Below are 13,823 nucleotides of genomic sequence, written 5' to 3'. Positions count from 1 at the left end.
ACTTCTCTTTCTCTGCTGACTCGCTGCTGTTAGATGTGCCAGTCCATCGTCAGCGTCTTGCGAATCTCTCGCTTGCGCGCGACCTCGTCGGACCGTCCGTCGCGCCGGCGCTGGGCATCCTGGTAGCGCCGCTTCTGATGCTCCGTTTCCGGCACAATCGGCGGCACCGGCACGGGCTGCCCACTCTGATCCACCGCAACGTAAGTAACGTACGCCGAACAGACGTGCCGCAGCGCGCGGGTCTTCGGATCTTCGACCATCGCCTTCACGCCAACTTCCATGCTGGTGCGAAAGGCACGGTTCACGCTCGCCTTCAGGATCAGCAGGTCGCCCACGTGTACCGGGGCGACAAAGTCCAGGTGGTCCATGCTGGCCGTTACCACCAGGATGGCGCGGGCGTGGCGGTACGCAGCCACCGCGCCCACCAAGTCCACAAACTGCATCAGCTTGCCGCCAAACAGATTGCCCAGCGAGTTCGTGTCGCCCGGGAAAATGATCTCGCTCCGCTCCGCCTGCGACTCTGCCACCGTGGCGCGAAGCTCTTGCGCCTTCTGCTGCTCGCTCATCCCTTCCAGTCTACGTCCCGAGCCGTGCCCAAGTACCATGTGCTGCATGGACAAGATCGCCATGCTCACCGAGATCCTGCAGCAAAACCCAACCGATAGCTTCGCCCGGTATGGCCTCGCCATGGCCCACCTGTCCGACGGCAATCAGGACGCGGCTCTGGCCGAGTTCAACACCACCATCCAGCACAATCCCGATTACGTGCCCGCGTATCAAATGTCAGGCCAGACCCTGGCTAAGCTGCACCGCACCGACGAAGCGAAGCAGCGCCTCTCCGATGGGCTGGCCGCAGCGCGCCGCACCGGCAACCAGCACGCCGCATCCGAAATGCAGGCCCTGCTGGATGAACTCGATCTCGGCTACTAGGCCTTCACCATCCATTGCGTTCAACTGCGTCACGCTATGCGCTCTGGGCGCACCTTGTAACTGTGCTGAAGAAATCTTCGGGCAGACGCGCGTCGCGTAAAGCGCGGAACCCTCCAAGTCCGCATGGCACGTTGCGACGGCTCACAATCCCGCGGCGCGCTCGTATACTCAACACCACATGAAGCCGAATCCATCGCTCCCGGAACACCTGCCGCAAACACTAGGGGAACTTCGCCAGAGCGAGTGGACCGAGGCCCGCGTCTCCCGCTCGGTCAAAGACGAACTGCGAGACAACCTGATCAGCAAGGTACGCGCCGGCGAGACCATCTTTCCCGGCATCGTCGGATACGAAGACACGGTCGTTCCGCAGATCGTCAATGCCGTCCTTTCTCGCCAGAACTTCATTCTGCTCGGCCTGCGCGGTCAGGCAAAGAGCCGCATCCTGCGCGGCCTGACCACGCTGCTCGATCCCATCGTCCCGTACATCGCCGGTTCGGAGATCCGCGACAACCCGTACAGGCCGCTGGCGCAATCGTCCAAGCTGCTCATCGCCGAGCATGGCGACGCGACACCGATCGCCTGGCTCACGCCCGACGAACGCTTCGTCGAAAAGCTCGCAACACCCGACGTCACAGTTGCCGACCTTATCGGTGATGTCGATCCCATCAAGGCCGCGCGTTCGGGCGAGCAGCTCTCCAGCGAACTCACCATGCACTACGGCCTGCTGCCGCGCGCTAATCGCGGCATCTTCGCGGTGAACGAAGTGCCCGACCTCGCAGGCAAGATCCAGGTGGCGCTGTTCAACATCATGCAGGAGGGCGACGTGCAGATCAAAGGCTACCCCGTCCGCCTGCAGCTCGACGTTGCGCTCACCTTCTCGGCCAATCCCGAGGACTACACCGCACGCGGCAAGATCGTCACCCCGCTGAAGGACCGCATCGGCTCTGAAATCCGCACGCACTACCTCGACTCGCTCGAGCAGGCCATCGCGGTCACCGAGCAGGAGGCCTGGTCCACGCGCGCGGCTCTCGACATCCACATCCCCCGCTACGTCCGCGAGGTGGTCGAGCAGATCGCCTTCGTCGCGCGCGAAGACAAGCGCGTCGACAAACGCTCCGGCGTCTCGCAGCGCCTGCCCATCTCGGTGATGGAACTGGTCATCTCCAACGCCGAGCGCCGCGCGTTGGTGCACAACGAGACCGTTGCTGTTCCTCGCATCGGCGACATCTACACCGCCCTGCCAGGCATCACCGGCAAGATCGAGCTGGAGTACGAAGGCGAGATGCGCGGAGCCGACACCGTCGTCCGCGACATCATCCGTACCGCGGTCGCCCGCACCTTCGACGGCTACTTCGCCGACACCAACACTCAGCAGATTGAGCAGTGGTTCAACCTGGGCGGCACGGTCCAACTCTCCGACGCAACCGCGGCCGAGGACTCGCTGAAAGAGCTACAGGGCATTCAGGGTCTCTTCGAAAAGTTGAAGCCGCTTGGCCTGGAAAAGCGGGCCAACGCCGAATCGCTCGTCTCCGCCGCCGAGTTTCTGCTGGAAGGCATGACCGCCCACAAACGCCTGAGCCGGAGCGAAGAGCGTAACTTCTCCGCTGCCGAGCGCCAATCCCGCAAAGATAAGGCGCAGAACTTCGGGGAAGAGGTCCGCGACCGCGAGCGAGAAAACGCGGAGTGGCAAAGCCGCAATCGCAAGCGCAACTTCAATTAGCTCAATCTGCATTCTTCAAACGCAAAGGCGTACCGAGACAGGTACGCCTTTGTTCTTTTCCCCACACATCCGCCTTACCCTAGCCACAGGTTCCCTTCCCGATGGCAAAGCGCGTTGGCGTCGATAAATGGCTCTTTGGCACCGTGCTCACGCTGGTGCTGTTCGGGCTGGTCATGGTCTTCTCCGCGTCGGCCATGCTGGCCAAGGCGCAGTACGGTACGCCCTACACCTTTGCCATGAACCAGGCGGTCTGGGCCGTGCTGGGCATCGTTGCCCTGTTTGTGCTCATGAAGGTGGACTACCGCAAGTACAACAACCCGCGCATCATCTTCCCCGCGGTCGCGATCAACATGCTCCTGCTGCTCATGGTCTTCTTCATGGGCGCGGTCAACGGAGCGCATCGCTGGGTCCGCGTCGCCGGCCTGACCATGCAACCGTCCGAGCTGTCGAAGCCCATCATCGTCCTCTTCCTCAGCTACTTTCTGCAGACGCGCATCCACCAGATGGACGACTGGAAGCACACCATTCTGCGTGCGGCCGCACCGCCGCTGCTACTCGTCGCGCTCATTCTGAAGGAGCCCGACCTCGGCACCAGCATGGTCTGCGTCGGCGTGACCGCGCTCATGCTCTACCTGGCCGGAGCGGACTTCAAATACTTCTTCTACGCCGCGATCCCGGGCGGCTTCATTCTCTACTGGATGCTGTTTCACGTGGCGTGGCGCCGCGCCCGCATGCTCGCCTTCTGGAACCCGGAGGCCGACCCGCGCGGCACCGGCTTCCACATCCTGCAATCCCTCATCGCGGTGGGCACCGGCGGCTTCCACGGCCTCGGCCTGATGGAAGGCCGGCAGAAGCTCTTCTATATCCCCGAGCCGCACACCGACTTCATCTACGCCACCATCTGCGAAGAGCTCGGGATTCTCGGCGCCCTGGCTCTCGTCGGCCTGTTCTGCTTCTTTGGCTACCGCGGCCTGCGCGCGGCGATCCTCTCGACCGACCCGTTCGCACGCTTCCTTGCCTTCGGTCTCACGACCATGATCCTGATCCAGGCGTTCTTCAACATCTCGGTCGTCCTGGCGCTGGTCCCCACCAAGGGAATCCCGCTTCCGTTTATCTCGTCCGGCGGTACAGCCGTCTTCATCACGCTCGCCAGCATGGGTGTCCTGCTCAACATCACGCGCGAGATCGATTAGCCCATGCGCGTTTTGATCGCCGGTGGTGGCACGGGCGGCCATGTCATTCCCGCGCTTGCTATTGGGCGCGAGCTGCGCGACCGTCACGGAGCCGAGGTGCGCTACATTGGCACGGCGCGCGGCATCGAGACAAAGCTCATCCCCGAAGCGGGCTTCGCGCTTGACCTGATCCAAGTCGGCAAACTGAAGAACGTCGGCCTGCTGGAGCGTGCGAAGACGCTGACCGACCTGCCGCGCGGGATCCTTCACTGCCTCGGTCTGCTGCGCAGCTTCCGTCCGGCAGTGGTCGTTGGAGTCGGCGGCTACGCGAGCGGACCGGCCATGCTCGCCGCAGTCCTCCTGCGCATCCCGACCGTCGCGTATGAGCCGAACGCGGCGCCCGGACTCGCGAATCGCCTCGTGGGCAAGTACGTTTCTGCGGCTTGTGTGAACTTTCCGGAAGCGGCAAACTTCTTCCGCAACGCCAAAGTGACGGGCGTTCCAGTGCGCGAGGCGATCGCCGCCATCCCGGACCGACCGTCCGGCGAATCGCTGCGCCTGCTCGTGACGGCCGGTTCGAACGGTGCAAAAGTGTTCAACGACACGTTACCGCTCATCGCGCGCGACCTGATCGCTAGCATTCCTGGGCTGACCATCGTGCACCAGACCGGCGAGCGCGCGCTGGACAGCACCGTTAGCGCTTACGCAAAGTATGGCCTTCTCGCTGATGAGAAGGATGAGCCGGTCACAGTCCGGCCGTTTCTGACCGACATGCCCGCGCAACTCGAACGCGCGGACCTGGTTCTGGCGCGTTCCGGCAGCACAGTTGCGGAACTCGCGGCAGCCGGCCGGCCATCACTACTGGTTCCCTTCCCGCAAGCTGCCGACGACCACCAGACCCGCAACGCGCAGGCCATGGTGCAGGCGGGTGCGGCAAAGATGCTCGCGCAGCGGGACCTCACGCCCGAATCGCTGGCGAATGAGCTTCGCAGCATGCTGCTCGATCCGGATGGTCTGCGCACCATGGGCCAGCGCGCCCGCGCCGCCTCCCACCCAGGAGCGTTGCAGGCGATCGTGCAACGGATCGTCACGGTCGCAGGTTCACGTTAGCGCTTTCGGACGGGAAAAGGACGAGGCCCGGCGTCAAGCCGGGCCTCGTTTTCCCTGGGGGAGGGAACCTGATTAGCGGTGTCCACCACCACCGTGTGAGCCGCCGCCTCCACCACCGTGGAAGCCGCCACCACCGCCACCACCATGGAGGCCTCCGCCGCCACCGCCGGAGAAGTTCCCGGACGGACGTCCGCCACCGGAGAAGCCACCCGACGGACGCCCGCCGCCCGAGAAGCCGCCGGGGTTACCACCGCTAAAGCCACGCTGACCGCTGAAGTTCTGGCCACCCGGATTGCCGGTAAAGCCTCGCTGGCCGCCAAAGTTCTGACCGCCATTGAAACCCTGTCCGCCGGCAAAGCGATTGCCCCCAACCTGGCCGCGATTGATAGTCCCGCCGTTATAGCCGCCACGGTTGTAGCCGCCACCGGTGTAACCACCGCGGTTGAAAGCGCCTCCGTTGTAGCCTCCCCGGTTCACGTAGCCACCGCCATAACCGCCCCGGTTGCCGAAACCGTTCCCGGCGAAGCCACGACCGCCAAAGCCCCCTACCGGGTGCTGCGTCCAGCCGATGCCACCGCCGCGAATGCCGCCGTGGAAGCCTCCGTAGTAGCCGCTATTGAAGAAGTGGCCGCCATGGAAGCCGCCGCCGAAGTGGTTCAGGCCGCGGTTGTAATAGAACGCCCCGCCGCGCCAGAACCCGCCCCAGTAGCCGGTGCCGAAGTAGCCGAAGCCGTAGTTGATGCCGCCGTAGTAGCCGACATAAGGTCCCCAATAACCGGCATGCCAGAAATAACCGCCGCCGTCATACGGCCCCCACCAGCCCGGTGTCCAAAGCGCACCGGTGTAGGGTGGCAGAACCCATTGCCCCGCGACCCAGTAGTAGTCGCCTGCATTCGGGTCCCAAGCCCAGTAGCCAGGCGTCCAGATGTAGCCGTCACCAGGAGCCGTCGGCTGATCGTATTCCGGTATCGCGGGAGGAGCCACGGTAGCGGTAACGCCACCCTGCTCCGGCAGCGGATAGTCATAGCCCTGCTGCTGCTGCGGCGCAGCACCATACTGCGCGTTCGGGTCATAGCCCGGCTGCGCGTAGCCCTGTTGAGGGTACCCCTGCTGCTGCGAGTAATCCTGCTGTCCGTAACCCTGGGGAGCCACGTTGCCATTGAAGTTGGGGTCTACATTCGCATCCTGCGCGGGCGCGGAAACACTGATCGCGGCCAACACCAGCCCCAGGACCACACCTGCCCCGTATTTGAATTTGCTTCCGTGTTCCATCTGAAACCGCCTGGGCGTTCGCGTCGCTTCCGGTTCGTTCGCGGCTTTGCGCGGTGGAAACGCCTCACCTGATTGGACACAGATGGCGTGCACAAGTTGCGTGGCGGTCCCAGACGGCGCGCCTGCTGCACCCTGCTACCCTGACTCTAAGTTCCACGGGCGCTTCGGCGCAGGATGAGGAGTCTGCAGCACCTATGTTCGCCGCAACACAACGGATTCACTTTGTAGGCATCGGCGGCATCGGAATGAGCGGCATCGCAGAGATCCTTCTCTCGCTGGGCTACCCAGTCTCCGGGTCAGACCTGCGCACCTCGCCCGTTACTGAGCGCCTGGCGCTTCTTGGCGCGACCATCTTCGAAGGACATAACGCAGAGCACGCCCGGCCGGCCGACGTGGTGGTGATCTCCTCTGCAGTGCGTGCGGACAATCCAGAGGTCGCGGAAGCCCGGCTCCGCAAGATCCCGGTAGTCGCGCGCGCCGAGATGCTGGCCGAACTGATGCGGCTGAAGTATGGCATCGCCGTTGCCGGCATGCACGGGAAGACGACAACTACGAGCATCATCGCCGCCGTGATGCACGCCGCTCGGCTGGACCCAACGGTGGTGGTGGGCGGCCGCGTCGACCTGTTCGGCTCCAACGCCCGCGCCGGAAATTCGCATTTTCTGGTGGCCGAGGCAGATGAGAGCGACCGCTCCTTCCTGAAGCTCTCCCCGATCCTGACCGTGGTGACCAACCTGGATCGCGAGCACATGGAGAACTACAGCGGCATGGACGACGTGGAGAACTGCTTCGTCGAGTTCATGAACAAGGTGCCGTTCTACGGAGCCTCGACCGCGTGCCTGGATGATCCGATGTTGCGTGCGATTCTGCCGCGTGTGAAGCGCCGGCTGATTACCTATGGCCTGAGCGACGACGCCGACTTTCAGGCCATCACCCTACCTCGCACCCCGGATTGCTACACCAACTTCGAGGTCAGCGCCCGTGGGATCGTAATTGGCCCGTTCCAGTTGTTCGTACCCGGCGTACACAATCTGCGGAATGCTACGGCCGCCGTGGCGATCGCGGTCGAGCTCGGCGTTGCGCCGGATGCAATCGCGGCAGGTCTGGCCAGCTTTCGCGGCGTCGACCGGCGCTTCCAGCACAAGGGCTCCGTCCGTGACATCGCCGTGGTGGACGACTACGGTCACCACCCCACCGAGATCCGGGCCACCCTTGCGGCGGCACGCGACTGCGGCTACCGGCACGTTCACGTCCTGTTCCAACCGCACCGGTACTCCCGCACGCACGACCTGTTCCACGAGTTCAGCAGTGCCTTTCGCGATGCCGATTCGGTGGAGCTGGTCCCGATCTACGCAGCGAGCGAGCAGCCGATCGAAGGTGTCAATAGCGAATCGCTGGCCGAGGCGATCTACGCCGAAGGCACGTACACCGGGACCTCGCCCAACCTGCAGGCAGCGGCGCTGGCCGTTGCACAACGCGCCGAGCCCGGTGACCTGCTGCTGACGCTGGGCGCCGGATCGGTCTCGCAGGCCGGCCCGATGCTGCTGGAAGCCCTGCGCGGCGCCTGACCCGAACCGTACCGGCTCTGGTTCCCTGTGGTGGTCCTGGCGGGTGCGAACGCTACAATCGAGGCTGGCGATTCCCGCGGCCTTGCTCAGGCATGCGGACACAACCGGCTTCAAAGAATACGGCGGCCTTGCTGGACATGCCTGAGGACACCTCTCGCGAAAAGCCTCGCGCGCGGCGCTCGGCAGACGTGCGCCGCGCCGCCGCTGACACGCTGCCCGCCCGGCGCGAGCGTCCTGGCGTGCCCGGCGACCCGTATGCCGACGACGATACCCGCGAGTACCTCCGTTCACGCACCCGAGGCAAGCGCATCCGCCGCGGCCTGATCCCGCAGTCAAAGTACGGCCGCATTGCCGCCGGGGTAGGTCTGGCTGCCTTCCTGGCAAGCGTTGCCGGCGCAGCTTACTTCGTCTCGCGTTTCGTTCATCGTGACCCGCAGTTCACCATCGCGTCATCCTCAGCAATCGAGTTGCAGGGAAACCAGCACCTCTCGCGTTCGCAGTTGCTGAGTGTCTTCGGCGAAGACGTGGATCGCAACATCTTCGACGTCCCGCTCGCGGAGCGGAAAGAAGAGCTGGAGCAGATTCCCTGGGTCGAGCACGCGACGGTCATGCGCCTGCTGCCCAACCACCTGCGCATCTCCGTAGTGGAGCGCACACCGATCGCATTTGTGCGGCAGGGCGGCACCATCGGCATGGCGGATGCGTCCGGTGTATTGCTGGATATTCCACCCGATGCGCCGGGTAATCCGAACTACTCCTTCCCTGTCGTCACCGGCCTGAAGCCCGACGACACGCCGGAGTCGCGTAGTCAGCGCATGCACTTGTACGCGGCATTTCTGAAGGACCTGGACTCGGGCGGGAAGAAGATCTCTGCGGAACTGAGCGAGGTGGACCTGTCTGACCCGGAAGACGTGAAGGCGCTGCTACCAAGCAACAACTCCGAGACCATGGTGCACTTCGGCACGGAGCAGTTTCTGGCCCGCTACAACCGGTTCCAGGAGCACATTACGGAATGGCGCCAGCAGTACCCGCGGCTGAGCAGCGTGGACATGCGCTATGAGCGCCAGGTCGTGCTGCAGATGCCACCGCGCGACTCCACGGTGCCCACACCCGATGGGAAGACGCCGGCCGACACGGCTCCTGCGGCGAAATCAGGTGCGATCCCGACCGTAGTCGCCAGGGCAGCAGCGCCGGTGCGCGAGAAGCCGTCCCAGGTGGCCACCGTCAGTCTGCCAAAGCCCCCGCATGCAGAACCCCGGGCCGCCGCTGTTCATGAGACCAGGCCAGCGGTCGCGCACGTGGAGCCACACGCACGGCCTGTTGCCCAGGCAAAACATCCAGACACCAAGCGGGCCGATGTCGCCAAACGCGTTGAGGCGATCAAGGCCTGGATGGCCCAGCGGCAGGCCGCCCGCGATGCAGCCAGGGCACACGCTGCTCAGTGATCCCGCCAGTGGCGCAGTGCTCTCTGCCATTGGGGAACATCCAAAGGCACGTCCTGCACCCGGAATGCTGCATCCGCAGTAGCATAAGCACAACTAACCAAAGGCGGACCGTTTCCCGGTGAAAGAGAGTCCGGACAATCTGATCACCGTGCTGGACGCCGGAAGCGCGAAGTGCTGCGTTCTGGTCGCAGAAGTGCAGGACGGCGTTCTGCGCTATCGCGGGCATGGCATTGAGAAGTCAAAGGGCATGCGCAAAGGCCTGATCGCGGAACTTGCGCCGGCGGCCGATGCGATCAACCGGGCCGCGCTGACAGCGGAGCGTCTGACCAAGGTCGGCATTGAGACGGCTGTGGTCGGCGTGGGCGGAACCCACGTGCGCGGCATCAACTCGCGCGGCGGCATCAGCATGGGCTCGCGCATGCGAGAGATTACGCGCGAAGAGGTACGCGCCGCCGTGGACCGTGCGCGTTCCGTGGCGCTGCCCGCTGATCGCGAGATCCTGCATTTGTTGCCGCAGGAGTTCATCCTCGACGACCAGCCGGGCATTCACGATCCAATCGGCATGGTTGGCACAAAGTTGGAAGTGAATCTGCACCTGTCTACCTGCAGCGGCGGCGTGACGCAGTCAGTCGTTACCTGCGCGAATCGCGCCGGCCTGGAAGTGGTCGATACGGTCTACGAGGGCATCGCGTCGGCGGAAGCCGTGTTGAGTGCGGACGAGCGCGAGCTGGGTGTTTGCATCGCCGACATCGGCGCGAGTTCGACCGAGTTGGCCGTGTTCTTCGAAGGGTCTGTGGCGCACACGGCGGTGCTGCCCATTGGTGGCGATCACTTCACCAATGATCTCGCCGTCGGTCTGCACGTTTCGCAGGAAGAGGCGGAGCGGCTGAAGATTGAGTTTGGCAATTGCGTGGTCACCAGCGTTCCGTCGTTGAACGAGGTGGAAGTTGGCGGAAACCTGCACACGGGCGGCACGACGGCTCCACGGCTGGTGCGCCAGCGCTTTCTCGCAGAGATTCTGGAGCCGCGTGCGCGTGAGCTGTTCACGATGCTGAGGAACAACCTGCGCGAGGGCGGCGTGCTGGAGGCACTGGGCACCGGCTGTGTCATGACTGGCGGCGGAGCTCGTCTGGCCGGGCTGCTGGACGTGGCCGAGTCGCTGCTGCGTACGCCGGCACGCATCGGTTCGCCGGTTCCGCTGAGCCGCATGCCCGAGGAGTTGGCCGAGCCCGAGTTCGCCACCGCGATCGGCATGCTGCTGTACACGCATCGGACTCGCGTGCGTCGCGCCAACGAAGAGTTGGGCCTGAAGCAGAAGTTGAAGGCGATCTTCGCCGGAACGTTCTAACCGGGCCGCGACAGCACAGCAACTGAGGCGAGCGCAGCGGGTTTGTACCAAAGCGGGCACTCGCCACTTCCGTGGGACCGATTTCCATTTCGCGTGGCTTGGTGCCGCATGAAAGAATCGTGTGGATACGGCTGAGTGGAATGCCGAGCGCCGCAACGCATTTGCGTTTCTGACACACATTGGCCCGATTGCAGCGCCATCCCACACGCCCTCCAGGAGTTTTTTGACCGATGCTGCCCGACGACGACCTTCGCATTCAATACCAGGACGACATGCCACGCGGCGCACGCATCAAGGTGATCGGTGTGGGCGGTGGTGGTAACAACGCCGTGAACCGCATGATCGCGGCGAAAGTGGAAGGCGTCGAATTCATTGCGGCCAACACGGATGTGCAGGCGCTGAAGACTTCGCAGGCCGCGGTCAAGCTGCAGCTTGGCGTGAAGCTGACGAACGGTCTGGGCGCGGGCGCCAATCCCGATGTGGGCCGACGCGCGGCGCTGGAAGATTCCGACAAGATCATCGAGGCGCTGGAAGGCGCGGACATGGTGTTCGTGACCACCGGCCTGGGTGGCGGCACAGGTACGGGCGCGGCACCGGTGATCGCTTCGCTGGCAAGCGAGATGGGCGCGCTGACCGTGGCGGTTGTCACGCGGCCGTTTGGCTTTGAAGGCAAGCGCCGCCGGTCGCAGGCGGAACGCGGTCTACAGGAACTGCTGGACGCCGTCGATACGGTCATCGTCATCCCGAACGAGAAGCTGCTGGAAGTGGCGCAGGACACTGGCTTCTTCGAATCCTTCCGCGTTGCCGACGATGTGCTGCGGCAAGCCGTGCAGGGCATTTCAGACATCATCACCATTCCGGGCGTGATCAACCGCGACTTTGCCGACGTCAAGACCACGATGGCAGGCATGGGCTATGCCGTGATGGCCACCGGCATCGGATCGGGAGCGCATCGCGCGATCGATGCAGCGCATGCTGCGATGGCTTCGCCGCTGCTGGAAGCCGGTGCGATCGACGGTGCGCGCGGCATCCTCATCAACATCACGGGATCGTCGTCGCTGAAGCTGAGTGAGGTGAACGCCGCCTCGACCCTGATTCAGGACGCGGCTCACGAGGATGCCAACATTATCTTTGGCGCGGTGCAGGACGAGACCATGGGCGACCAGGTGAAGATCACCGTGATCGCCACAGGTTTCCGCGACCGTGGCGCCGACAACGAACGCCGCGAGCGCATGCTGGAGCAGAGCTATCCGGCGACCGGACGTGGATCCAGCGAAAGCTTCTTCACGCCTCCGCCCATAGTGACGCAGCCGCAGCGTCCGGCCTTTGCCGAGCCCGTGTACCGGCCCGATCCGGTTGCACCCGCAGCCGTTCCCGCCGCGCCCGCACCCTCGATCATGCCGGCTCCGCCAGCGGTTCATTCGGCCAATGCCGCACCGGCGCCCACGTATGTGCCTGCGCCAACCTTCCGCGCCGATGAAGACGAACAGGACGAGGTCGCTCCGGCTACAGCGCCGCAGCAGCCAGCCAGCTTCGCGGACGCGATGCAGAGCGCGATGAAAGCGCCGCAGCCGCAGCAGGGTCCGGAGCTGGTGCCGGTGCCGGCGTCCGTCTTCGACGATGACTTCTTCCATCGTGGACGCCGCAGGAGCGAAGACCAGACGCCCGCGGAGCCCGCGTTTGACGCCGAACCGCAGTTGCGCACCGACGTTCGCGTACCCACCTTTGGCGGCCTGGCCCCGGCATCCGAACCGGAGCAGCCAGAGCACGACGAGCTGGACATCCCCGCATTTCTGCGCCGCGGTTCGCACTAGCCTGGCTGGCGCGAAACCGCGGTCCCATCCGCCCGTCCAAACTGGTCAGGAGCTGTTTTTGTTGAAGAAGCTGTTTGGTTTCCCTTCCCTGCCCCGCCTCGAGAAATGTCTTCCAGTCGCAGCGTCGTTGCTGCTCGCCGCTTCGCCGTCATTGGCACACGCGGCGCACAGCCGAGTTGTGGCGCGCCCTGCCCACCACGGCGCCGCGACGGTGCATGAGAAGGCGTCCGCCAGCCGGCGCATGGCTGCCCTGCAGCACAGCCGCGGCCATGTGGCTCCGGTTCACGCTGGGCGCGGTGCGCGCGGGCGTGTTGCGTCCAGCAACAACGTGGTCACCATCACGCGTCGGGGGCGTCACGGTCGGCTCATCCGGATTACGGGTATTCCGCATCGCTATGGCGAGCGCTTCACCGCCTCGTCGTTCACCGACAATGTGGACAACCTGATCCTTGGCGATGTGACTGCTGGCGAAGATCCGCTGGTTCGGTCTTCGCTGATTGAAGCCCTGGGCAATTACAACGGGACAGCGCTCGCGATCGATCCAAGCAACGGCCGCATCCTGGCGATGGTCAACCAGAAGATGGCGCTGGGCCCGGGTGCGGAGCCGTGCAGCACCATCAAGGTGACTGTGGCTTTGGCCGCGCTGAGCGAGGGCCTTGTCCACGCCGACACGCCGGTATCGCTGGGCGGCAACTACCGCGTGAACATGACCTATGCGTTGGCCAAGAGCGTTAACCCGTACTTCGAGGTACTGGGCCGCGAGATCGGCTTCGAAAAGCTGAAGCACTACGAGAACGAGTTCGGCCTGGGCGAACTGGCGGGCTACAACATTCCCGGTGAAACGCTTGGCGTGTATCCGGATCACGAGTTGCCGCTGGCGCAGGGCGGTGTCGGCCGCATGTGCTCGTTCGGCGAATCGGTGCAGATGACGCCGATGCAGTTGGGCGCGATTGTCAGCGCCATCGCGAACGGCGGATCGCTTTTTTACCTGCAGCACCCGACCACACCGCAGGAGATCGCGAGCTTTCAGCCCAGGTTGAAGCGCACTCTCAACATCCAGTCGGCGATCCCGGAGATGCTGCCCGGCATGGCTGGCGCGGTGAATGCTCGTTTCGGAACGGCACGCAGCCTGCGCGCCAACTTCACAGACTTCCCGGTGCTGGGCAAGACAGGCACGTGCTCCAACAACGGCACGCGGTACGGCTGGTTTGCAGCGTACGGCGAGGGCCCGACGGGCCGCATCGTGACGGTGTTCTTCCTGACGGGTGGCCGGCCGACGTTTGGTCCCAAGGCTGCGGAGCTGACCGGCATCTTCTACCGGGCGCTCTCCAACCGCGCTTATTTCGGCCAGCATCCCGTGGTGCCGATCGTTCCGGCGAAGACCGACGACGATGACGCGGACGGCGCAGATTCTGCCACGAGTTCGCCGACACAATCCAAGTGA

Annotated in this window: 11 protein-coding genes; 9 read left to right on the top strand and 2 right to left on the bottom strand. The window is 64.3% G+C overall.

Annotated elements, in window-relative coordinates; all coding sequences use genetic code 11:
• Positions 1-29: 29 nt before the first annotated feature.
• The gene (locus tag OHL12_RS00965; protein WP_263411971.1) at positions 30-566 is read right to left on the bottom strand and encodes an acyl-CoA thioesterase; all 537 of its coding nucleotides are present in this window, start codon (positions 564-566) and stop codon (positions 30-32) included.
• 46 nt (positions 567-612) lie between these two features.
• Here OHL12_RS00965 and OHL12_RS00960 point away from each other — a divergent pair, with 46 nt between their 5' ends.
• The 4 genes from OHL12_RS00960 (at position 613) to murG (ending at position 4,932) form a co-directional block, all read left to right on the top strand.
• Positions 613-930 carry a tetratricopeptide repeat protein gene (locus OHL12_RS00960; RefSeq protein ID WP_263411970.1) on the top strand — a complete coding sequence of 106 codons (318 nt, stop codon included), beginning with the start codon at positions 613-615 and terminating at the stop codon, positions 928-930.
• A 178-nt stretch (positions 931-1,108) separates the two neighbouring features.
• Positions 1,109-2,650 (top strand): magnesium chelatase, encoded by a 1,542-nt coding sequence (locus OHL12_RS00955; protein WP_263411969.1) that lies wholly within the window; start codon positions 1,109-1,111, stop codon positions 2,648-2,650.
• A gap of 101 nt (positions 2,651-2,751) precedes the next feature.
• Complete coding sequence (gene ftsW / locus OHL12_RS00950; protein ID WP_263411968.1) at positions 2,752-3,843, top strand: putative lipid II flippase FtsW; 1,092 nt, start codon at positions 2,752-2,754, stop codon at positions 3,841-3,843.
• A 3-nt stretch (positions 3,844-3,846) separates the two neighbouring features.
• On the top strand, positions 3,847-4,932 hold the full coding sequence (gene murG, locus OHL12_RS00945) for an undecaprenyldiphospho-muramoylpentapeptide beta-N-acetylglucosaminyltransferase (RefSeq protein ID WP_263411967.1): 1,086 nt from the start codon (positions 3,847-3,849) through the stop codon (positions 4,930-4,932).
• Between the two features lie 72 nt (positions 4,933-5,004).
• On the opposite strand, the gene OHL12_RS00940 is transcribed toward murG, so the two are convergent.
• Complete coding sequence (locus tag OHL12_RS00940; RefSeq protein ID WP_263411966.1) at positions 5,005-6,204, bottom strand: colicin transporter; 1,200 nt, start codon at positions 6,202-6,204, stop codon at positions 5,005-5,007.
• 194 nt (positions 6,205-6,398) lie between these two features.
• On the opposite strand from OHL12_RS00940, the gene murC reads away from it, so the two are divergent.
• From murC to OHL12_RS00915, 5 genes are all read left to right on the top strand, one after another.
• Positions 6,399-7,772, top strand: a complete 1,374-nt coding sequence (gene murC / locus OHL12_RS00935; RefSeq protein ID WP_263411965.1) for a UDP-N-acetylmuramate--L-alanine ligase — start codon at positions 6,399-6,401, stop codon at positions 7,770-7,772.
• A 137-nt stretch (positions 7,773-7,909) separates the two neighbouring features.
• Positions 7,910-9,217: a cell division protein FtsQ/DivIB gene (locus OHL12_RS00930; protein WP_263415043.1), complete on the top strand. Its 1,308-nt coding sequence runs from the start codon at positions 7,910-7,912 to the stop codon at positions 9,215-9,217.
• 118 nt (positions 9,218-9,335) lie between these two features.
• The gene (ftsA, locus tag OHL12_RS00925; protein ID WP_263411964.1) at positions 9,336-10,565 is read left to right on the top strand and encodes a cell division protein FtsA; all 1,230 of its coding nucleotides are present in this window, start codon (positions 9,336-9,338) and stop codon (positions 10,563-10,565) included.
• 230 nt (positions 10,566-10,795) lie between these two features.
• Positions 10,796-12,379: a cell division protein FtsZ gene (gene ftsZ, locus OHL12_RS00920; RefSeq protein WP_263411963.1), complete on the top strand. Its 1,584-nt coding sequence runs from the start codon at positions 10,796-10,798 to the stop codon at positions 12,377-12,379.
• Positions 12,380-12,557: 178 nt separating this feature from the next.
• Positions 12,558-13,823, top strand: coding sequence for a penicillin-binding transpeptidase domain-containing protein (locus tag OHL12_RS00915; protein ID WP_399260241.1), 1,266 nt, complete (start codon positions 12,558-12,560; stop codon positions 13,821-13,823).

Source organism: Terriglobus aquaticus (assembly GCF_025685415.1).
In the GTDB taxonomy this organism is placed as follows: domain Bacteria; phylum Acidobacteriota; class Terriglobia; order Terriglobales; family Acidobacteriaceae; genus Terriglobus; species Terriglobus aquaticus.
Note: the sequence above shows the minus strand (reverse complement) of the source record. Positions and strands in the feature narration are given on the sequence as shown.